The sequence below is a fragment of the Mucilaginibacter sp. CAU 1740 genome (assembly GCF_039839285.1).
Taxonomy (GTDB): domain Bacteria; phylum Bacteroidota; class Bacteroidia; order Sphingobacteriales; family Sphingobacteriaceae; genus Mucilaginibacter.
The window spans coordinates 326,648-346,658 of record NZ_JBDOQS010000003.1; the positions used below are offsets into that span (position 1 = coordinate 326,648).

The 20,011-nt window shown below is 41.7% G+C and carries 19 protein-coding genes; 5 read left to right on the forward strand and 14 right to left on the reverse strand.

Annotated elements, in window-relative coordinates; genetic code table 11:
* Window positions 1-113 precede the first annotated feature (113 nt).
* From recG to AAFN85_RS08940, 4 genes are all read right to left on the reverse strand, one after another.
* On the reverse strand, window positions 114-2,213 hold the full coding sequence (gene recG, locus AAFN85_RS08925) for an ATP-dependent DNA helicase RecG (RefSeq protein WP_347526806.1): 2,100 nt from the start codon (window positions 2,211-2,213) through the stop codon (window positions 114-116).
* 220 nt (window positions 2,214-2,433) lie between these two features.
* A complete protein-coding gene (locus tag AAFN85_RS08930; RefSeq protein WP_347526807.1) occupies window positions 2,434-2,811 on the reverse strand; it encodes a RidA family protein in 378 nt (125 codons plus the stop codon).
* Window positions 2,808-2,951, reverse strand: coding sequence for a DUF6728 family protein (locus tag AAFN85_RS08935; protein ID WP_347526808.1), 144 nt, complete (start codon window positions 2,949-2,951; stop codon window positions 2,808-2,810). Before AAFN85_RS08935 ends, AAFN85_RS08930 begins: the two co-directional genes overlap by 4 nt.
* 135 nt (window positions 2,952-3,086) lie before the next feature.
* The gene (locus AAFN85_RS08940) at window positions 3,087-4,457 is read right to left on the reverse strand and encodes an OmpA family protein (protein WP_347526809.1); all 1,371 of its coding nucleotides are present in this window, start codon (window positions 4,455-4,457) and stop codon (window positions 3,087-3,089) included.
* A 148-nt stretch (window positions 4,458-4,605) separates the two neighbouring features.
* On the opposite strand from AAFN85_RS08940, the gene AAFN85_RS08945 reads away from it, so the two are divergent.
* Window positions 4,606-5,895: an aminopeptidase P N-terminal domain-containing protein gene (locus AAFN85_RS08945; protein WP_347526810.1), complete on the forward strand. Its 1,290-nt coding sequence runs from the start codon at window positions 4,606-4,608 to the stop codon at window positions 5,893-5,895.
* Between the two features lie 71 nt (window positions 5,896-5,966).
* On the opposite strand, the gene meaB is transcribed toward AAFN85_RS08945, so the two are convergent.
* A complete protein-coding gene (gene meaB / locus AAFN85_RS08950; RefSeq protein ID WP_347526811.1) occupies window positions 5,967-6,851 on the reverse strand; it encodes a methylmalonyl Co-A mutase-associated GTPase MeaB in 885 nt (294 codons plus the stop codon).
* A 310-nt stretch (window positions 6,852-7,161) separates the two neighbouring features.
* Between meaB and AAFN85_RS08955 the strand changes: the two genes are divergently transcribed.
* Window positions 7,162-8,154 carry a glycosyltransferase family 9 protein gene (locus AAFN85_RS08955; protein ID WP_347526812.1) on the forward strand — a complete coding sequence of 331 codons (993 nt, stop codon included), beginning with the start codon at window positions 7,162-7,164 and terminating at the stop codon, window positions 8,152-8,154.
* A complete protein-coding gene (locus AAFN85_RS08960; RefSeq protein ID WP_347526813.1) occupies window positions 8,145-9,212 on the forward strand; it encodes a glycosyltransferase family 1 protein in 1,068 nt (355 codons plus the stop codon). Before AAFN85_RS08955 ends, AAFN85_RS08960 begins: the two co-directional genes overlap by 10 nt.
* Here the strand turns inward: AAFN85_RS08960 and AAFN85_RS08965 are convergent.
* Genes AAFN85_RS08965 through AAFN85_RS08975 form a run of 3 tightly spaced genes read right to left on the reverse strand, consistent with a single transcriptional unit; the run spans window position 9,188 to window position 12,296 of the window.
* Entirely contained in the window at window positions 9,188-10,453 is a 1,266-nt protein-coding gene (locus AAFN85_RS08965; RefSeq protein WP_347526814.1) for a glycosyltransferase family 4 protein, read from the reverse strand. The genes AAFN85_RS08960 and AAFN85_RS08965 overlap by 25 nt on opposite strands.
* Window positions 10,454-10,470: 17 nt before the next feature.
* On the reverse strand, window positions 10,471-11,124 hold the full coding sequence (locus AAFN85_RS08970) for a glycosyltransferase (protein ID WP_347526815.1): 654 nt from the start codon (window positions 11,122-11,124) through the stop codon (window positions 10,471-10,473).
* Window positions 11,124-12,296, reverse strand: a complete 1,173-nt coding sequence (locus AAFN85_RS08975) for a glycosyltransferase (protein ID WP_347526816.1) — start codon at window positions 12,294-12,296, stop codon at window positions 11,124-11,126. Before AAFN85_RS08975 ends, AAFN85_RS08970 begins: the two co-directional genes overlap by 1 nt.
* Window positions 12,297-12,483: 187 nt before the next feature.
* Here AAFN85_RS08975 and AAFN85_RS08980 point away from each other — a divergent pair, with 187 nt between their 5' ends.
* Window positions 12,484-14,367 (forward strand): ABC transporter ATP-binding protein, encoded by a 1,884-nt coding sequence (locus AAFN85_RS08980; protein ID WP_347526817.1) that lies wholly within the window; start codon window positions 12,484-12,486, stop codon window positions 14,365-14,367.
* Between the two features lie 110 nt (window positions 14,368-14,477).
* Here AAFN85_RS08980 and AAFN85_RS08985 read toward each other — a convergent pair whose 3' ends face one another.
* The 6 genes from AAFN85_RS08985 to AAFN85_RS09010 form a co-directional block, all read right to left on the reverse strand.
* A complete protein-coding gene (locus tag AAFN85_RS08985; RefSeq protein WP_347526818.1) occupies window positions 14,478-15,470 on the reverse strand; it encodes a glycoside hydrolase family 43 protein in 993 nt (330 codons plus the stop codon).
* A 121-nt stretch (window positions 15,471-15,591) separates the two neighbouring features.
* The gene (locus AAFN85_RS08990; RefSeq protein WP_347526819.1) at window positions 15,592-16,053 is read right to left on the reverse strand and encodes a hypothetical protein; all 462 of its coding nucleotides are present in this window, start codon (window positions 16,051-16,053) and stop codon (window positions 15,592-15,594) included.
* An 85-nt stretch (window positions 16,054-16,138) separates the two neighbouring features.
* A complete protein-coding gene (locus AAFN85_RS08995; protein WP_347526820.1) occupies window positions 16,139-16,504 on the reverse strand; it encodes a CoA-binding protein in 366 nt (121 codons plus the stop codon).
* On the reverse strand, window positions 16,497-16,967 hold the full coding sequence (locus AAFN85_RS09000; RefSeq protein ID WP_347526821.1) for a DinB family protein: 471 nt from the start codon (window positions 16,965-16,967) through the stop codon (window positions 16,497-16,499). Before AAFN85_RS09000 ends, AAFN85_RS08995 begins: the two co-directional genes overlap by 8 nt.
* Window positions 16,964-18,514: an FAD-dependent oxidoreductase gene (locus tag AAFN85_RS09005; RefSeq protein ID WP_347526822.1), complete on the reverse strand. Its 1,551-nt coding sequence runs from the start codon at window positions 18,512-18,514 to the stop codon at window positions 16,964-16,966. Before AAFN85_RS09005 ends, AAFN85_RS09000 begins: the two co-directional genes overlap by 4 nt.
* Window positions 18,515-18,604: 90 nt before the next feature.
* Window positions 18,605-18,946 (reverse strand): hypothetical protein, encoded by a 342-nt coding sequence (locus AAFN85_RS09010; protein WP_347526824.1) that lies wholly within the window; start codon window positions 18,944-18,946, stop codon window positions 18,605-18,607.
* Window positions 18,947-19,229: 283 nt separating this feature from the next.
* On the opposite strand from AAFN85_RS09010, the gene AAFN85_RS09015 reads away from it, so the two are divergent.
* Entirely contained in the window at window positions 19,230-19,805 is a 576-nt protein-coding gene (locus AAFN85_RS09015) for a sigma-70 family RNA polymerase sigma factor (protein WP_347526825.1), read from the forward strand.
* The last annotated feature ends 206 nt before the right edge of the window (window positions 19,806-20,011 follow it).

Sequence of the window (20,011 nt, forward strand, 5' to 3'; positions counted from 1 at the left end):
CGTCATTGCGAGGCACGAAGCAATCCCAAACTATACAGGGCGGATTTGCATGGTCGATCTGCTAATCTACGATTGCTTCGTGCCCCGCAATGACGTGTTGGTAAATGAATCGCCTACGATATCTTATCCCAGCTCAACCCCGCGCTCTTCGTTTCAAAAGCAAGGTGCAATATCTGGTTTTCGGGGAGCGCCAGCTGCGAATCCTTTTCAAATATAGCTTCAACACATTTACGGGCTTTGAAAAGCAATTCCTGGTCGGTAGCAAGGTTAGCGAGTTTCAAATCAACCACACCACTTTGCTGGGTACCTTCAATATTACCCGGGCCGCGTAATTGCAGGTCGATCTCCGATATCTCAAAGCCGTTGTTGGTTTTTACCATGGTTTCCAGTCTGATCTTCCCATCGTGGCTCAGCTTGTGGCTGCTCATCAAAATACAATACGATTGCTCGGCCCCACGCCCTACCCTGCCCCGTAACTGGTGCAATTGCGACAGGCCAAAACGCTCGGCATTTTCAATGATCATTACCGAGGCATTAGGCACATTCACCCCTACCTCAATAACGGTGGTGGCAACCATTATCTGAGTTTCGCCCTTGATAAAGCGCTGCATCTCGAATTCCTTTTCGGCAGGTTTCATTTTGCCATGCACAATGCTCAAACGGAAATCAGGCAGCGGAAACTCACGTGACATGGCTTCAATACCGTCCTGTAAGTTTTTAAGGTCGAGTTTTTCGCTTTCCTGTATCAGCGGATATACCACGTAAACCTGCCTGCCCAGCGCTATCTCCTGCTTCATAAAACCAAACATCCGTAGACGCTGATTTTCAAAAAAATGAACAGTTTTGATAGGTTTACGCCCTGCAGGTAGCTGATCAATTACCGATACGTCAAGATCGCCATATAGGGTCATAGCCAATGTACGCGGGATAGGCGTAGCCGTCATCACCAATATATGTGGTGGAATAATATTTTTACGCCAAAGTTTGGCCCGCTGTTCAACACCAAAACGGTGCTGCTCGTCAATCACTACAAAGCCAAGGTTTTTAAACTGCACTTTATCTTCAATAAGTGCATGGGTGCCTACCAATATTTTAAGGTCGCCATCCTCCAACTTTTGATGAAGTACGCGACGGGCTTTAGCAGTGGTTGATCCGGTGAGCAGGTCAACCTCTATGAAATCATCTCCCACCAAACTATTGATGGTTTGATAATGCTGGGCTGCCAAAATTTCGGTAGGTGCCATAATACAGGCTTGAAAGCCGTTATCAATAGCGATCAGCATACTCATCAGCGCCACAACTGTTTTACCGCTGCCCACGTCTCCCTGCAACAAACGGTTCATTTGTACACCCCGCTGGGTATCCTGCCTTATCTCCTTCAACACCCGTTTTTGCGGATCGGTTAACGTGAAAGGTAGCTTATTATGGTAAAACTCATTAAAGTAATTACCCACTTTATCAAATACATTACCCTTAAACTTTTGGGTATGCAGCAGTTTGTTTTTAAGCAATTTAAGCTGAAGCAAAAATAGCTCTTCAAACTTTAACCGGTATAAAGCCTCATTAAGCAACGTGGCATCGGCCGGGAAGTGGATGTTGCGATAAGCATCGGTCCGGTTAAGCAGTTTAAATTGGTTAATAATATATAAGGGCAGGTTTTCGCGGATATCTTTAGCGTGTAAACCAAGCAAAGTAGCGGTAACTTTTTGAATCCCCTTGCTATCCAGCTGATACTGCTTAAGCTTCTCGGTAGAGTTATAAACAGGCTGCAATGAAAGGTTACCCTGCTTCTGGGCGCCCGGAACGTAAAGTTCCATCTCGGGGTGCGCCATTTGGGGCATCATATTAAAATAGCCAGGCTTGCCAAATAGTATATAAACCTTACCCGGAATGATGGTTTTCTCGATCCAGTTAATGCCCTTAAACCATACCAGCTCAATAATGCCGGTATCATCCTTAGCTTTAGCCACCAGGCGGCGGCTTTGCTTTTCGCCAATAATCTCTTTACTTATAATTCGCGCCAATACCTGCACATAAGGCAGTTCTTCCTGTATTTCGCGCACTTTATAAAAGCGGGTACGATCAATGTACCTGAACGGGAAATGGCGCAGCAAATCCTCGAAGGTATGCAGTTCAAGCTCCTTCTTCAAAACTTCGGCCCGTGACTGGCCTACACCTTTTAAATAAACAAGCGGCGTTTGAAAAGGATCCATTACGTCTGAATCAGAATTTACAGAATTTGAGGATTAGCAGAATTGTTGTCTGAACCGTTGATCGGAGATGATTACGTTGATTTCGCAGATTTTCTGAACTCGAATTTATAAACTTAGGCACTACTTCATGCAGCGCAAATTCTACAAATTCCCTAATTCAACAAATTCGAGTTCAGACAATATCCAAAATCGAACATCCGAAGTCCGAAATCAAAAAATATTACTTAACCGCAATAACCGAGATCTCCACGTTTACCCCTCTTGGCAAACCGGCAACCTGTACAGTTTCGCGGGCAGGGAAATCGGCAGTAAAATAGGTTCCGTACACTTCGTTAACCTGCGCAAAATTTTGCATATCGGTTAAAAAGATGCTGGTTTTTACAATGTTATCAAATGTTAAACCAGCTTCGGTTAAAATAGCTTTAAGGTTTTCCATTACCTGGGTAGCTTCGGCCTTAATATCACTGCTAATGATCTCGCCGCTTAGCGGGTCCATCGGGATCTGGCCCGATACAAATAAAAATCCGCCGGCAAGGGTAGCCTGGTTGTATGGCCCTATTGGGGCAGGTGCATTGTTGGTATTGATTATTGTTTTCATTTTTTAAGTATAAATGTCTGTACCAGCTTCCAGATAATGCCAGCCAAAAACATGATAATGGCCAGGGCATTAATAAAATGCATCACCCTCAAATTAAAACTATCGGGCCTGTTGGGGTCTTTTTTTCTGAAAAAATACATTACACAAACTTACATATTTTTTCTGCGCCCTAAAACTGTACCTATATATAAGGTATGGGTTTCAAAATGAAAACCTATAAAAACAAAGAAGGCTCCGGGTTATCCGGAGCCTTCGCAATAATATTTAATCGGATATTATTTCTTTTTGAATTGTACACGACGGTTAAGTACGCGACCTTCTTCAGTTGAGTTGTCAGCAATTGGGTTAGTTTCACCGTAACCTTTTACTTTCACTTTTTTAGCATCAACACCAGAGTTAACTAAGTAAGTTTTTACTGAGTTAGCACGGTCTTTAGATAATGATAAGTTGTGAGCAGCAGTACCTTCAGATGAAGCGAAACCGTCAACTTCGATACCAGCACCTGATGAACGTAAGTCAGCAGAAGTAGCATCTAACACTGGGTAAGATGAAGTACGTAATACTGAGCTATCAAATTCAAACTGGATGTTTGAGTAAGCAGTACCTACTTTAGTAGAGTCAACTTTAGGCTCAGGGAATACGATAACGCAACCAGAACCATCAACTACGCTACCTGCAGCAGTACCTGGGCATTTGTCAAACTGATCAGCAACACCGTCACCGTCAGAATCTTTTTTCAGGTCGTTAACGGCAGTTTCAACGTTAGCAACACGGCCTTTCAAAGCTTCAACTTCTTGACGTAAAGCTGCATCATACAGTTCGTCATACATCATAGCAACCGGGTTTACCCACTCCAATACTGGTTTTGATTTTGAACCTAAAGTGAAGTCTAAACCAGCGTAACCGTATGAGTAGTGATCTTTAGTTGGGTATGCTCTTTTGAAACCGTCAAGGTTGTCACCGTCAACATAGTTTTGAGTGTAACCCAAGTCTAAAGCAACAACGTCGCTTAAACGGAATTTAACACCAGCACCAACAGGGATAACCAATTCTTTTACGTAGTGAGTACCGCTTGTACCATCGTTTTTGAAGTGACCGTTAAAAGTGTTACCAGCACCATCATTACGAGAGATTGTTGGATCATAGATCGCTAAACCACCACCTGCTTTGAAGTAGAAGTTAACAGCGTTTTTGCGACGGATGAAATCTATAGTAGCAACGTTAACAACCGCGCTTAAGCTTGCTTGCCAAAATTTGGTATCGTAGCTAACATAAGTATCACGGTAAGTACCAGCTGCAGATACAGGGTTTTCACCTTTAATTTTACCGCCGTTCAGGTCTAACTGTAAAGCGAATGAGTGAGCTAACTGCTCTTTAAACGAAATACCGTAACCAAGGCTAAGTTTTTTGTTTTGGAAATCGGTTGAACCACCGGTAGCTAATGATTGTGAAGTAACACCACCGTTAACACCAATGCTAAATTTCCTGTACTGACCTAAACCGCCAAATACTTTGGCTGTAGTGGTTTCAGATGACGTTGTAGTTGCCGTCGTTTTGGTTGAATCGGTTTGAGCCTGAGCTAAACCGGCAACCATCAAAGAAGCAAAAGACAATGCGACTGTTTTCTTTAATGTAGAATAATTCATAGTTTTTAAGATTAAACGATTTTAATTGTGATTTTTTTCAAAATTAGTAATTATGTTTGAAACCATGACCAAACATTGTTCCAAAACTTGTAATAGTTACACAAATAACAAAAAAAAAATGGTTTGATAAAATAATCGACTATAAAATATGAAATATCTTCCAATAAAAAATAGCTTATTTACAAATAATAGAAAAAATTTCGTTTCAAGAACAAAACCCAACTCTATCGCCATTTTTCATGCCGCAGATGAGTTCCCACGCAGTGGTGATCAGGCGTTTATGTTTAAACAGAACTCCGATTTTTTTTATTTAACAGGCGTCGATCAGGAGCAAAGTATCCTGATTTTGTACCCCGATTGTCCTAATAAAGCATACAAAGAAGTACTTTTTTTAAGACAAACCAACGAGCACATCGCTATTTGGGAAGGACACAAGTACACTAAAGAGGAAGCTCGCGAAGCATCGGGCATCGAAAACATTTTTTGGCTTACCGAGTACGATGCCGTACTGCACAGCATTATTAACTACGCCGAAAACATATACATTAACACCAACGAAAACGACCGCTATGTGCACACCGTTCCGTACAGGGATTACCGTATGTACGAGACTCTTAAATTAAAATACCCGCTGCATAATTATACCCGCTCGGCGCCTATCCTGCGCGATTTGCGTGTGGTAAAATCCGAGATTGAAATTGAGCTTACTCAAAAGGCCTGCGATATTACCAATGATGCCTTTAAACGAGTTCTGAAATTTACCAAACCCGGTGTAACCGAATACGAAATAGAAGCCGAAATTATTCACGAATTTATACGCCAACGCGCTACAGGCCATGCATATAACCCTATTATAGCATCTGGTAAAAACGCTATCTGCTTACACTATAACGATAACAACCAGGAGTGTAAAGATGGCGATGTGATACTGCTTGATTTTGGTGCCGAATATGGCAATTACAATGCGGATATGACACGTTCTATCCCGATTAATGGCCGTTTCAGCACCCGCCAGCGCCAGGTTTACAACGCTGTTTTGAATGTAATGCGCGAGGCCACTAAACTATTGGTTAATGGCACCGTTTGGAATGAATATCATGATGAAGTTGGCAAGATCATGACCAGCGAACTGATTGGCTTGGGCTTACTGGATAAACACGACGTTGAAAAACAGGATAAAAACGCGCCATTGTATAAAAAATACTTCATGCATGGCACTTCGCACCACCTGGGCCTCGACGTACATGATTACGCCAGCAGGTATAAACCATTTGAAACGGGAAACATACTTACCTGCGAACCAGGAATTTACATTCCGAAAGAAGGCTTGGGTATCCGTCTGGAAAACAATATCCTGATCACAGCAAACGGTAATATTGATTTGATGGGCAGTATCCCGGTTGAGGCCGATCATATTGAAGAGATCATGAACAGCTAATACCTATATTAATTATACATAAACAAAATGATTAGTTTCCCCTCCCTGTTTACATAAAACTAATCAAATAACTATACATAGGTATCTACAAAACTATACAGGTTAAAATTTTCACTATACAAAGCTTCGGTAATATCCTGCCGAAGCTTTTTTTTGTCGATACTTTTCATCATTTTTTGCTGAATAAGCCTGTATGCTTTTTCGGTCATCAGCAAATTTTGCCTGTCATTTTTGGTTACTACCGGGTGTTTCAGCAGGTCGGCAATTTCTTTTATTCCTTCGTTTTGCGATGCGATGGCTTTTAAAACCGGCGGCGGCGTGTCACTCTTACCTTCAACCATCTTTTTAAGATTATTGAAAAAAGTATCAGCGCCTTCCCTATCAGCCTTATTAACTACAAACAGGTCGGCAATTTCCATCAGCCCCGATTTGATGTGCTGGATCTCATCTCCGGCCTCGGGCACCAATACCACCATCGTAATATCTGCAATACCCGCTATTTCAACCTCGCTTTGACCTACCCCAACGGTTTCTATCAGTACATGATCAAACCCTGCCGAGCGCAGCACATCTGTCATTTCGATAGTTTTAGCCGAAAGCCCTCCCAACGAACCGCGCGTTGCCAACGACCTGATAAAAACATCCGGGTGATTAAAATGCCGGGACATCCTGATCCTATCGCCCAGCAAAGAGCCGAAATTAAAAGGCGAAGTTGGATCAACAGCCAGCACAGCTACTTTTTTACCATCGGCCAAAAACTCATCGATAAGCGAGTTAACAAGGGTGCTTTTACCAGCCCCCGGTGGCCCGGTTATACCTATAACAGAACAGGGAACTGCAAACTGAAGGTTTTTCAATAACTCATCGCTGCCCTTAAGCTCATTTTCAACCAATGTTAATGCACGGGCAATTGAGCGAAAATTTAAGTGGCCGGTAGTATTTGGATGCGGGTTCAAAAGCGAAATGATATATCGTTCAAATTTATCAATTATATCATAAATGCTCTATTACGTTATCAAGCTGTGTTTACATTAAAAAAGGGTTATAGTTACAAATATTGACAATACTTCAAAAACACTTAAACTGCAAGCCAATTTTACGCAGTGTTAATTCAATAATATCAATCAAATAAAACAATACATTGACAATTAAATATCAAATTCAATAAAACATACCACGTTACGTTAAGTGTTAAACAGATTTAATCTTATCATTGCAAAAATGTGTGTAGCGTTTTATCAAGGCGTTGCGTAATTATTAAAAGAAATGCCCGATATCTACCAGATAAAAACGCCCCATATAGTAATTAGCAGAGTGGATGCTATTGGCGATGTTGTACTTACGTTGCCAATGGCGGCTTATATTAAGCAATTGCTTCCCAATGCTAAGGTCTCGTTTTTAGGGCGTACTTATACACAACCGGTAATTAACACTATCGCTTCGGTAGATGAGTTTATTAATTATGATGAGTTAAAAAAGCTATCTGAACCTGAACAGGTAAATTATCTTAAACAACAACAGATCGATGCTATTATACATGTGCTCCCTAATAAGCATATAGCCCAAATAGCACGGCAGGCTGGTATCGCGCTTCGCATAGGTACTACTAACCGCGTATTTCATTGGTACACCTGCAATAAACTGGTCAAACTAAGCCGCAAAAAATCCGATCTGCACGAGGCCCAGCTTAATCTTATATTATTAAAACCTTTAGGCCTTACGCAGGTTCCTTCGTTGCAGGATATCATTGCAAAAAATGATTTTGGTAATATAACGGAGTTAACGCCTCATTTAACGGCGACGCTTGCTACAGATAAATTTAACCTTATCATTCATCCCAAATCGCACGGCAGCGGTATGGAATGGGGGTTGAACAATTTTAAGGAACTGATAAGTAAACTACCTACGGATAAATTCAACGTTATCATTACCGGTTCGGACAAAGAAAAAGCGTTACTTGAAAACTGGATAAGCGATCTTCCGGAAACGGTAATTGACATGACCGGGAAGATGACCTTGAACCAATTGATAGCTTTTATAAGCAAGGCAGATGGGTTGATCGCATCGGGCACCGGTCCGCTACATGTAGCCGCCCTTACCGGGATAAACACACTTGGACTGTTTCCCTCACTACGGCCCATACACCCGGGCAGATGGGGGCCAATTGGCCCGAAAGCTGCTTACTTAGAAAGCGGCACAAACAATTTAGATACAATTACACCGTTAATGGTGGCAGAAAAAATTAACACATGGCTTTGAAGAAACCACATGTACTCATAACCTTCGATTCGATGCAATACCCTAATACTGGTTTATTTTACTTTGGTAGAAGCCTGGGGAAAGCACTGATCAAAGAAAATAAAACCTTCGATCTAAACTTCTTTTTATCCGATGTTACAACCGATTTTAATGATGATGATGTAAAGCGCTCATATCGCAAAAAATATCACAGGCTTTTTTTCCTCAACACAAAAAACATTAAGCTATTTCATTTCACCGACCAATTTGCGCGGCTAAAACCCAAAAAAGTAAGCGACAAGTATAAAAAGATCATGACCATTCATGATATAAACCAGATACATGAAAACATTGGCGAAGAAAAACTAAATCACCATTTACAAAAACTGGCCGAGCGGATCAACAAATGCCACAGGATAGTGACTATTTCACAATTTGCCGCCAATGATATTTTAACCTACTTTCCGCAGGTGGCCTGTAAATTAACGGTGATTTACAATGGTGCTGATAAACTGCACCTGCCCGAGGGCCATGAACCGGCTTACAAACCGGGCAAGCCTTTCCTGTTTACCATCGGGATAGTTTCTGCGAAAAAGAACTTTCATGTTTTGCCCGCTATTTTGGCAAATAATGACTTTGAACTTGTTATAGCAGGTATAAAAACCCCGTATGAAAAAGAGGTGATGGCCGAAGCAAAAAAATATGGTGTTGAAAACAGGGTGAAAATAATAGGCACCATTAGTGATAACGATAAAGCCTGGTATTATAAAAACTGTGAGGCTTTCGTATTTCCTTCAATAGCCGAAGGTTTTGGACTGCCCGTAATAGAAGCGATGCATTATGGAAAACCGGTTTTTGTTTCAACCCGCACATCACTACCCGAAATTGCAGGTGATTGCGCCTACTACTTTTCGGACTTTGACGGGACCGAAATGCAGAAGGTATTTGATGAAGGTATACAGCATTATCGTGAAACCAACCCCGTTGAAAAGATCAAAGCTCACGCCGAAAAATTCAATTGGGATGATACCGCAAGGCAGTACTTAAGCCTATATCAGGAAGTGCTTGACGAAAAGTGATCTGTTACATAGTTAATAGCGGCATCAAACTTATTTAGTACTTTTTTCCAGGTGTAGTTTTCGGCTACGTAAGCTTTTGCTTTGGCGCTTAAGGCGTCGATATCCGTATCGGCGCTGAACACTTTTTCGATGGTGCCCTTAAAAGATTCGGTGTCGGTGTATAAAAAGCCTGCTCCGCTTTTATCAATATGCTCTTTAATAACCTCGCATTTTTGATTTGCTATTACCGTGATACCACAAGCCATGCTTTCGAGCGTTACCAACGAAAGACTTTCGAATAAAGACGGGATCACCAATGCCCGGGCATGTTTAAGCAAATTAAACTTAACATCTTCATCAACAAAACCGGCATAAATTATTGATGGATGTTGCGTAAGCGGCATAAATGCCCTGCCGACAAAAACAAGCTTAATATTATTGTTTGTGACCGTTTTATAATTTATAAAATTTTGCACAAGCTCATCGCATGCCTTGGCTACTTCTATCCGGCCTATATAAATAATATAATCGCCTGCCTGTTTTAGCAACTCATCGGCATTGCTGTTTGGTGTTAATACCGGAATATCGATCCCTATACCTACAACATCAGAATAAATATCACTGTTAGCAAAAAGAGTGTTAACAAATCGCTTTTCACTTTCCGTATTGTAAAGGATAGCTTTAGGTTTACGAAAAAACTCCTTGTACAATTCAAAATATATCGGGGTTTCGTCATGAGCGGTTGGTATCAGTATCGACTTTTGAGGTGCAACCGATATACCTACCACCGTTGGATAATACAAATAGGTGAAAAATATAAACGCGTCATAATTATGTTCATTGGCTTTTAAAAAACTAATGAGTTGAGGCAGGTATGGGCCCTGCTCTTTGATCCAGGCCATTTCGTTTTCAACACGCGATTTTACCCCTGTTAGCTTTTCAAAGTTTTCCAGCTGCCCTAAAAACTTAAGGAGCTTTTGATGAGGCTTGGGCTTTCTTATGCGCAATTTCCGATCAGCAAGTTTAAGACGGTCTAAATTTAGTGGATGCTCAACCGGAAAGCGTACCACTTCAATCCCGTTCACAACGCTTGTACCCGGAGTAAACTCATTGGCCCATGTTACATAATCTTTAGCACATGAAGTAAGTACGCTAACATCAAAACTACTACTTAATTTCTCGGCTAACATACGGCAATGATACTCGGCCCCGCCGTTTACCTCAACCCCATACCGCTGAACGATAAAAGCTATTTTTTTCACTAAAAGATCATTATTGGTCAGGGTTGTAAAGTATCGTAGAAGTCGTTCTGAACTTCCTGGCGTTTAATATTTTTGATATGCATCAGGCAATAATTCTGGTTTCTTTGTGGCAAATTGCGGCTTTTTTCAAACCCACAAAGCGTTTCATGTACTTTGAATTGCCATTTAATACGCCCGTTCAATTTAAGTATCCTTGTTTGATAATCCGGAAAATTTACACGATTAAATTTATCAACAGTCCAGTTCCACTTTTTTATATGCGCTTCGGTAAGCCCATTAACTATATTAACCCTCGGTACCAAAAAACAATCATAATCACTTTTTTGATATAGGCGTTTTTTAATCCGTTTAAGGAGCGATCTAAGTGGCAACTCATCGGCATCTATCTGAAACAGATAGTCGCATGTCGCATTTTGTATCAGGTTATTTTTAAAAGTTGCAAAATCATTATTAAGCGTTGCCTTTACATGCTTTACACGCTCTTTATACTTTTCAATTACAGCATTGGTTTTCGCGTCATCTTTGGTAATATCCTGTAGTATAATTACCTCGTCGTTTTTATCGATATACTTAAACAATTGCGTAAGCAAATCATTTAACTCCTCATGTTCATTACAAACCGTTATGCCGTAAGATATACTTACCTTATTTTTATAGTAGCTATAAAACATTATTTCCTTTTAATGAGCTGATTTTGATACGTAGCGAAATTTAAAACCTTTATCCTGAAGATATTTTTTTTATACCAGGTACGCTTCAGCCCTAATAACTTATATATAATACCCGGCCCCTTGTTTACCTTATCGGTGATCACAGCTGCCAGGTTTTCTAAATTACCTAACGAGCGGTCGTTGAATTTAGCGCCATCTAAATAAACAAGGATATCATTTTCCTTTTTTTCCTGGTATCCTTTTATTCTGTCGGTTAAATTAAAGGCTGTGTTTTGCTGCTCTGTTTCGATATACCCGTTAAAATCACCGTCGATGTAAACAGTATTGCAAAGTGGCTCAACCTTTTCAAGCAGCGCGTCGTTACCGTTTTTAACTACCAACCCAATATTATATTTAAGCCTTACCGGCGATGAATTGCTAAAACCCCATTTCCGGAAAAAGTTACGGTTTGAGTTACGTTCAATTTGGCGTGTACGGTCCTGGTATTCGGCCGAGAACCTTGAGGTTTTACTTACAAAGTGATAGCAAAGCGCGTTGACAGTAACATAGCCCTTTAAACCTAAAAGCCCCAACCTTATGATCATATCATCATCTTCACAAAACATCGGGTTAAATAAAGGGTCGAACCCACCAATATCAACCAGCGTTTGCCTTAGTATGCTAAAAAAAAATGTAGTGGCGTTATTTTCGGCATCCGGCCGCTTTTCATTTTGAATAGCCGAGGCGAAACTATAAAACCCCTCGATATTAAAATCAGCTATATCTGCACCAAAATCCTTTACTATTTTACCAGGCCTTTCATCATCAGCAAAAACCGGCGGCTCAACAGTAGTAAACTTGGTTATATTTTGTGGGGATACGCTTTGCTGCAGGCTTTCAACAAAGCCGGGGGCAAGCACCACATCATTGTGCAACAAGGCCACGTATGGCTTTGTGGCTATCTCAATACATTTATTATAAGTATCAGAAAAAGTTTTGGTATCGGCCGAATAATGGTATTTAACGTTGCTATCATTTAAACCATCCAGCCATTGATGTGTACCATCTGTACTACCATAACTTACAAAAACAATTTCGATATCAGGATAAAGCGACCGGGTGGTGGTATAAAAATGCTTGCTGTAATCAATATTATTTTTTAACCCAACCAGTAACGATATATTATTATCCATCCTTTTTACGTTGATATGCCGAGTACGCGAAAGCGTACGCATTATAAGTTAGAGCAAAAGTAAACAGTTTTTTTCAGAGCACTGTTATTCATTACAGGCGCATGATCAGGTAGCCGGTAGCGCGGTTATATTTTGCCCAAATAATTAGCTAATTACTATTAGCTTTGCACGTTTATAAAATTAATTAATGAAGATCTATTTCAGGCTACTATCATTTGCACGCCCGCTTGGCAAGTTTGCAGTTCCGTACGCCATTTGCACCATATTTACAGTAATATTCAGCACGCTTAACCTTGCACTGCTTGCGCCTTTACTTTCAACACTGTTCGATCAAAAAGCGGCAGTTGCACAAGTGGTAAAACCAGAGCATTTTTTAGATTTGAAAGCTAATTTTGATTATTACGCAGCATTAGCCAATCAAACTTACGGACAAAACGGCGCGCTGAAATTTGTGTGCGCAATTATTGTGACCTCGGTACTGCTAAGTAATATTTTCAGGTACCTGGCGCAAAGAATAATGGAAAACCTGCGCATCCATACCTTGCTAAACCTACGCAAAACAGTATTTAATAATGTAATGGACCTGCACACCGGTTATTTTAGCAATGAACGCAAAGGCGATATCATAGCCAAAATATCTGCGGATGTACAGGTGGTACAATTTTCGGTTACCGGAACGCTCCAGGTAGTATTTAAAGAACCTTTACAGCTTGTTGCCTACCTGGTAACACTGTTCTGGATCTCGTATAAACTTACCCTGTTCTCGATGTTGGTTATCCCGGTTTCGGCCTTTATTATTTCAAGGATCGTAAAGAAGCTGAAGGAACAAGCCATCGCCTCGCAAAAATCATATAGCAACATGATCAGCTATTTGGATGAAGCTTTATCCGGCATTAAAATAGTTAAGGCATTTAACGCCACAGGCTTTATCAAAAAACGTTTTGATGATGAAAACGTAAACTATTCAAACATTACCAGAGCTATGGCACGTCGCCAGCAATTGGCATCGCCTGTATCAGAATTTATGGGTGTGTTGATGGTGGCTTGTATTGTATTATACGGCGGCTCACTTATTTTAAGTCATCAAAGTTCATTAACAGCGGCAGCCTTTGTTGGTTACATTGCCTTGTTCTCGCAGGTTATGCGGCCGGCTAAAGCTATTTCCGATTCGTTTAGCAACATCCACTCGGGTATTGCAGCAGGCGAGCGTGTATTAAGTTTAATTGACGAGAAACCGCTAATCGTTGATAAGCCAAACGCTACCGAACTTAAGGGTTTTGATGATAAGATCAAATTTGAAAATGTATCATTCGCCTACACTATAAAGCCGGATACCAAAGATGGTAAAGATAATAAAGATGTACCGCTGGTTGAAAAATACGTACTGCATGATCTTGACCTTGAGATACCTAAAGGCAAAACCGTGGCCCTGGTTGGCCCATCTGGTGGTGGTAAATCAACCCTTATGGACCTGCTACCGAGGTTTATTGAACCGCAGCAAGGTGTGATCTCTATAGATGGGCACGACATTAAAGATGTAACATCAAACTCTTTACGCTCATTAATGGGCATTGTAAACCAGGAATCAATACTGTTTAACGATACCATTTTTAACAACATAGCCTTTGGTAAAACCGATGTAACCCAGGCCGAAGTTGAGGCTGCGGCGCGTATAGCTAATGCCCATAACTTTATTATGGAAACACCTGGCGGATACCAAACCAACACAGGCGACCGTGGTACCAAACTATCGGGAGGTCAGCGCCAGCGTATTTGTATTGCCCGCGCCGTATTGAACAATCCACCTATCATGTTATTGGATGAAGCTACCTCAGCGCTGGATACAGAATCTGAAAAATTGGTGCAGGAGGCTTTGAACAATCTGATGAAAAATCGCACATCGCTTATCATCGCCCACCGCTTAAGCACCATTCAAAATGCCGATATTATTATTGTATTGGAAAACGGCCGGGTTGTTGAACGCGGCTCGCATATGGAACTGCTGCAAAATAACGGCCTTTACCGTAAACTGATAGATATGCAGGCTTTTAATAATGGCGACGCGGAGTAAGTTTTAAGCTAAATTTCTGGAAAACCCTGGTTATTAAAAACACCGTTGTTATAAAATAAAACGTCATTGCTTAGTTCCCAGCAATGACGTTTTTGCTTTTTAGGCGTTCTTCATTGCGCCAATTGCTTCCCTACAACCAGCTTATCTCCCGACAAATCTATCTCGAAAAAATGCGGCACCCTATGATAACGGCCGTTAATATCCTTATGACTATGGAGGCTCATGATGGTTTTACCATCAAAAGTTTTAAAGATCATGCCATGACCAAAGTTGGGCGATGTTATAGGTTTTGCTTCCTGCACCCAGGGACCATCTAACGTTCCGCTTTTTGAATAGGCTACGCCTTGGGTATATACATCATAGATCCAGCTTGTCCAGATCATTCCTAAGCGCCCCGTGTTTGTACGAAAAACGTATGGGCCATCTGTTACCTTGTTGGGTTGTATGCTGCCATCTTTAGTATTCTCCCGGCTCCACGGCGCATCACTTGCCCTAAACAGAATTTTGCCCTGTCCAACGGTACCGCTCAAATCGGGTTTCATTTCTATTTTTTCAACTGTTCCATTTTGGTTTTGCACCCACTCGTGGCAATAGATCATGTATGGTTTATCATCCTCTATCCAAAAAGTAGCATCGAGTGTTGATTTATTAGCAGGCAAATAAGTGCTATCAGCCATCGGCACAAAAGGCCCATCCGGGTTATCGCTTACCAGAACGTGGCAGGCGCGTCGCTCTAACGAATCTCTACCTGGCAATGCTATCTTAAGCTTGCGGTTGGTAAACGTAGCGAAATAATAATATTTGTCTTTATAGGGATGAATTTCTGCTGCCCAGATCATTGGATGCGGCCCCATCCATGAATTTGGATCTGGCTGGGCTACTTCATATGGGCCATCCCAATATTTTAGATCTTTGCTTTTCCAGAGCAGGCCTCCGGTGCCTGTCATGTAGTAAAGTTTTGTTTTAGCATCAGCCAGCACGAAGGGATCACTCAACCCGATCGAATCGGTTGGTATATGTTGCCGGAAGACTATCTTTCTTTGCGAGTACGCACAGAGCGGGAACAGGAATAATAGAAGCAATATGGTTTTTAAACATCTCATTTCAGGTAGAATTGGTTAACCAAAAATGAGATTTTATAAAGCTATAAAAGGGGGACTAATTGTTAATTTTTAAGGGAGAAAACGAGAAATACAACTTTAGGACTCGCACTAACCACAAACTTTAATAAAGGCGGTTAAGCTTTTTCCAATCGAGCGCATCGTTATCAACAAAATAGTGAAACACCTCCTCTATTCTGTACATTTTTGGATCTTTAAGCTTGATCGTATCTAAATAATTTAAATACTCTTTTCTGGTTTTAAACCCTCTTAATATATGTTTCTGAGGAACAACTACAAACCAACCTTCCTTTGCTGCCTGACCATCAATTATGGTGTTTTTACTATATGCAAAAATTGCCGAGTCTACAAGATTTATATATTTTGTTCCAGGGATGGTTCCCATGCAAAAGCTTGTATCAGTATCTTCAGTTTGAATGATCCAGTTATTTGAAGGGGGGATGTTAATAACCAGGTAGGGCTTGACAAGAGGAACCCGCGACATATCAAAATCACTCTTATCAGTATAAAATGGATCTGTGTGCGGCTTGCTGCTATTACTGCAACTTATCAGTAATAATGGCACCAATAGCAAGATTAATGGCTTGTGCATTTCAAGTTTAAGTTTGCTTTAAAATAGCACAAATACATGGTAATTGAAAGCAATTATTTCAATACTCCCCTACCGAAAGCATCACCAACGTACAGGCATACTCCGTTTCAATGCCTTGCTCGTTAGCCTTGCGCCTCAATTCAGTATTCTCCGTACCTGGATTAAAGATGATCCGCTTTGGATGCGTATTCAAAATATAATCGTACAACGGCGGCTGGTTTTGCGGGCCAACATACAGGGTTATGGTATCAATATCATGATGGATGGTTTCAGGCTTTTCAATAGGTACACCCGCTACCTCGCCGGTTTTAATACCAACGTTTACAATGGTGTGGCCATATCCCACAAGCTTGTTGGCAGCAAAATTGGCGTACCTGCTGGTATCTGGCGTAGCCCCTAATATGAGTGTTTTCTTATTAGCCATTGATCATCCTGTTTAATAAAGCGATCTGCGCAGAATGATAAATATGGTGCTGTATCAATCCGCTTAACTGGTATTCGTAAGTTTCGGCAGGCTCCTTGCCTTCAACAGTTTCAGCCCATTTTTCTTCGGGGAAATTTTGGATAAAACCTGCCAGGTTCACGTTAACCAGTTTAATATCTTCAACAACCCATTTCCATTTTTGTTCGTCGGGCAAGCCGGGTTCGGGCCAGTCGCCGCGTACGGGGAGTTGGGCGTTCATGCCATTCATGCGGTCCATTACCTCTTCGGCCCAGCCAGTCATGTGCAGGATGATGCCTGCTATATTATGAATTGAGCCTGCCGGTTTTTCGTACGCTGCCTCAAAGCTTATCCCATCAATAATGCTGTAAACCGAGGGGCCATACCATGGCTCGCCGCTTAAAATTTCCTGTAGCTGGTTATATAGTTTTTCGGATATGGTCATGATAATATTTTTTTAGCTGCTACCGCACAATTAATGCCATCTATCGCTGCCGAGATGATTCCGCCCGCATAACCTGCTCCTTCTCCGCAAGGGAATAAGCCGGTAACTTGCGGATGCTGCAAAGTTTCCCTGTCGCGCGGAACCTTTACCGGCGATGAAGTACGCGATTCAACACCAACCAAAATAGCCTCGTTGGTATAATACCCTTTCATTTTTTTTCCGAATACAGGTAGCGCTTTACGCAGGCGTTCATTAACCCGTTGAGGCAATACATTTTTTAGCTCGATACTTTTAGTACCGGGCAGGTAAGAGTTAACCGGCAGATCATTCGATAATCTATTCTGCACAAAATCAACCATTCGCTGTCCGGGTGCAACAAGGTTACCACCTCCGGCCACGAACGCGGCGCGCTCTATCTCCCGCTGAAAATTGAGCATTTTAAACGGATCGGTATCACTACCCGGGATATCTTCCATGTTGATCTGCACAACGGTACCCGAATTAGCAAAAGGGTTATTACGTTTTGATGGACTCCAACCGTTTACTACGATCTCGTCCGGTTCGGTGGCACAGGGGGCAATGATACCGCCTGGGCACATGCAAAATGAGAATACTCCACGATCATCCACCTGTTCAACAAGGCTATAATATGATGGTGGCAGATAAGGGTCGCGAACATCACAATGATATTGCACCCGGTCAATAATTTCCTGCGGATGCTCTATCCTTACACCAAGCGCGAATGGTTTAGCCTCTATCAGGATATTTTGCCTGTGCAGCATCTCGAACACATCCCTTGCCGAGTGGCCTGTGGCCAGGATCACGGCTTCGGCTGTCATCTTTTCGCCCGATGCTATTTTTACGCCTTTTATCTTTCCAAACTCAACCAGTAGTTCGGTTACTTTGGTATCAAAAAGGATCTCGCCACCTGCGTTCAGCACAGTTTCGCGCATGGCGGTGATGATCTGCGGCAGTTTGTTGGTACCTATATGCGGCCGGGCATCAATCAATATGTCTTCATCGGCACCGTGCGCTACAAACATTTTAAGCACCTGGTTCACATCACCACGTTTGGTAGATCGGGTGTAAAGCTTACCATCCGAATAAGTGCCTGCCCCGCCCTCGCCAAAACAATAATTTGATTCGGGGTTAACTAAGCCTTGCTTATTGATATTGGCCAGGTCACGGCGGCGTTGTTTCACGTCTTTGCCTCGCTCAATCACTACAGGCTTTAAACCTAATTCAATGCATTGCAAAGCGGCAAATAAACCCGCCGGACCAGCGCCTACAATAATTACCGGTCGGCCAAATTGTACGTTGGGATAGTTAACGGTAAATACTTCGGGTTGATAAGCCTCCTGCAAAAACACGCGCACCTGCATGCGGTACAGTACTTTGCGGCCGCGGGCATCAATCGAGCGTTTTAATATTTTAAGGGAGGTTATATTTTTTAGGGCGATGTTTAAGGCCGAAGCCGCCAGTTGTTTTAAAATGGCTTCGTCTTCGTGCTGGCCGGGTTGGCAAACTATCTCAGTTTCTTTTGTCATGATTGTTGGCCGGGTTTTTATCCCGGATGGTACAAAGGTAAAAAAATCTATCCCGCTCCCAAAAGCCAGAATAGCGTTGCGGTTTGATCGTTAACGGGGCTTAATAGAATCGAAAAATGTCTTTGCCCATTCTATATCATCATCTTGTTTACCTACCGAAATAACGCATACAAGTATTTGATTTTTCAATTTCTTAACCCCTTTTAACTGCCAACCATCGTCGGTTTTCAATATTGTTGGCTTTGCACCGATTGAATCTGTTGACAAAACGCCATCGCCACTAACTTTGAGTAACGAGAAGTATATCACCCGCGTGCCATCCTTATTAACATATTGGAGAGAGTCGGGATTTTGAACCACATCCCAATCTGAAATATCTCCAAAATCCCAATCCTGGTGGATATACCTTTTTCTTTTGAACCAATTAAACATTAGATAAAACTAATGAAAAGAAACTCATACAAAAACAGCTAATGCTTATAATTGAGCCTTAATAGAAAATACAAAGGGGCAGTGATCGAATCTCTCTAACGAAAGCCCTCCAGTGTTATCTACTACTGTTCACCAAATCCATAAAAACCGTCCGCCATTGCACAATGACCGTACGGTATCGAACAGTTTTAAAAGTTATTAAAAATTATCTATCTAAAAATCAACAACTTACAAAATGGCACTGAGATTGGCATGCACATCATGTATTTAAATAATTAAAAACATGACTACCGCCGACGAACGCTTACACACAATTTGGGATGGATGCCTGCAAAACGACAGAAAGTGCCAGGAGCAATTATACAGGCTATTAGCCCCCCGCATGCTTGCAGTTTGCATGCGCTACGCTACCGATAAAGACGAAGCACAAGATATATTACAGGAAGGTTTTATCAAAATGTTCCGCAACATGAACAACTACCGCGGCGAAGGTAGTTTGGAAGGATGGATTCGCCGTATTATGGTACATTGCGCTATCTCCCGTTATCGTAAATTAAAACCGATGGTTTTGGTTGACGATTTTGCGGGCGAAGAAGCCTCGGCCATGCCGGTTAGCAAAGCCTACAACGATAACGGCCTTGAAGCTAAAGACTTGATGAAACTCGTACAAAAACTACCAAAAACCTATCGCTCGGTATTTAATATGTACGCTATCGAGGGTTATTCGCACCAGGAAATAGGTTCATCATTAGGCATGAGCGAATTATTATCGCGCACCACTCTGCACCGCGCCCGTACTTTATTAAAAGATATGGTGGCCAAACTTACCATCCGCGAAGAGCATTGCCTGGCAGGATAATGCTATCCTGCCCATCCGGGAGTTTTTACTGATCACCTGCAAAGCTACAGCCCCATATGGGGCTTTCTGCTTTTATAAAAGTCAAAAAGTCTCATATCTAACGTCTCAAATCCCACATCTCCCTAAAATTCCGTACCTTGACACGTTGGCATCTAAACAGCCGTTTTGTAACAACGGTATGCAATTTGCACTCTAATCCTCAAACA